Origin of the sequence: Klebsiella sp. Q2 (genome assembly GCF_009900705.1) — a bacterium.
Classification (GTDB): domain Bacteria; phylum Pseudomonadota; class Gammaproteobacteria; order Enterobacterales; family Enterobacteriaceae; genus Klebsiella; species Klebsiella quasipneumoniae.
In genome coordinates, this window is record NZ_JAAABE010000016.1 from 1 (window position 1) to 2224 (window position 2224).

At 52.4% G+C, this 2224-nt stretch carries 1 tRNA gene and 2 rRNA genes; all 3 read left to right on the forward strand.

Annotated elements, in window-relative coordinates:
* The first annotated feature begins 70 nt into the window (after window positions 1–70).
* A 16S ribosomal RNA gene (locus GT756_RS25655) occupies window positions 71–1610 on the forward strand.
* Between the two features lie 85 nt (window positions 1611–1695).
* Window positions 1696–1771, forward strand: a tRNA-Glu gene (locus GT756_RS25660).
* A gap of 182 nt (window positions 1772–1953) precedes the next feature.
* Window positions 1954–2224, forward strand: a 23S ribosomal RNA gene (locus tag GT756_RS25665); the annotation flags it as partial.

Genomic DNA, 2224 nt, shown 5'->3' on the forward strand with positions numbered 1-2224 from the left:
AAATGAATACCAAGTCTCAAGAGTGAACACGTAATTCATTACGAAGTTTAATTCTTTGAGCATCAAACTTAAATTGAAGAGTTTGATCATGGCTCAGATTGAACGCTGGCGGCAGGCCTAACACATGCAAGTCGAGCGGTAGCACAGAGAGCTTGCTCTCGGGTGACGAGCGGCGGACGGGTGAGTAATGTCTGGGAAACTGCCTGATGGAGGGGGATAACTACTGGAAACGGTAGCTAATACCGCATAACGTCGCAAGACCAAAGTGGGGGACCTTCGGGCCTCATGCCATCAGATGTGCCCAGATGGGATTAGCTAGTAGGTGGGGTAACGGCTCACCTAGGCGACGATCCCTAGCTGGTCTGAGAGGATGACCAGCCACACTGGAACTGAGACACGGTCCAGACTCCTACGGGAGGCAGCAGTGGGGAATATTGCACAATGGGCGCAAGCCTGATGCAGCCATGCCGCGTGTATGAAGAAGGCCTTCGGGTTGTAAAGTACTTTCAGCGGGGAGGAAGGCGATAAGGTTAATAACCTTGTCGATTGACGTTACCCGCAGAAGAAGCACCGGCTAACTCCGTGCCAGCAGCCGCGGTAATACGGAGGGTGCAAGCGTTAATCGGAATTACTGGGCGTAAAGCGCACGCAGGCGGTCTGTCAAGTCGGATGTGAAATCCCCGGGCTCAACCTGGGAACTGCATTCGAAACTGGCAGGCTAGAGTCTTGTAGAGGGGGGTAGAATTCCAGGTGTAGCGGTGAAATGCGTAGAGATCTGGAGGAATACCGGTGGCGAAGGCGGCCCCCTGGACAAAGACTGACGCTCAGGTGCGAAAGCGTGGGGAGCAAACAGGATTAGATACCCTGGTAGTCCACGCCGTAAACGATGTCGATTTGGAGGTTGTGCCCTTGAGGCGTGGCTTCCGGAGCTAACGCGTTAAATCGACCGCCTGGGGAGTACGGCCGCAAGGTTAAAACTCAAATGAATTGACGGGGGCCCGCACAAGCGGTGGAGCATGTGGTTTAATTCGATGCAACGCGAAGAACCTTACCTGGTCTTGACATCCACAGAACTTAGCAGAGATGCTTTGGTGCCTTCGGGAACTGTGAGACAGGTGCTGCATGGCTGTCGTCAGCTCGTGTTGTGAAATGTTGGGTTAAGTCCCGCAACGAGCGCAACCCTTATCCTTTGTTGCCAGCGGTTAGGCCGGGAACTCAAAGGAGACTGCCAGTGATAAACTGGAGGAAGGTGGGGATGACGTCAAGTCATCATGGCCCTTACGACCAGGGCTACACACGTGCTACAATGGCATATACAAAGAGAAGCGACCTCGCGAGAGCAAGCGGACCTCATAAAGTATGTCGTAGTCCGGATTGGAGTCTGCAACTCGACTCCATGAAGTCGGAATCGCTAGTAATCGTAGATCAGAATGCTACGGTGAATACGTTCCCGGGCCTTGTACACACCGCCCGTCACACCATGGGAGTGGGTTGCAAAAGAAGTAGGTAGCTTAACCTTCGGGAGGGCGCTTACCACTTTGTGATTCATGACTGGGGTGAAGTCGTAACAAGGTAACCGTAGGGGAACCTGCGGTTGGATCACCTCCTTACCTTAAAGAACCTGCCTTTGCAGTGCTCACACAGATTGTCTGATGAAAGTAAAGAAGCAAGGCGTCTTGCGATTGAGACTTCAGTGTCCCCTTCGTCTAGAGGCCCAGGACACCGCCCTTTCACGGCGGTAACAGGGGTTCGAATCCCCTAGGGGACGCCACTTGCTGGTTCGTGAGTGAAAGACGCGTGCCGAACTATCTCAAAACTCATCTTCGGGTGACGTTTGAGATATTTGCTCTTTAAAAATCTGGATCAAGCTGAAAATTGAAACGACACACAGTTAATGTGTGTTCGAGTCTCTCAAATTTTCGCGACACGAAGTGAAACATCTTCGGGTTGTGAGGTTAAGCGACTAAGCGTACACGGTGGATGCCCTGGCAGTCAGAGGCGATGAAGGACGTGCTAATCTGCGAAAAGCGTCGGTAAGGTGATATGAACCGTTATAGCCGGCGATGTCCGAATGGGGAAACCCAGTGCAATTCGTTGCACTATCGTTAACTGAATACATAGGTTAACGAGGCGAACCGGGGGAACTGAAACATCTAAGTACCCCGAGGAAAAGAAATCAACCGAGATTCCCCCAGTAGCGGCGAGCGAACGGGGAGCAGCCCAG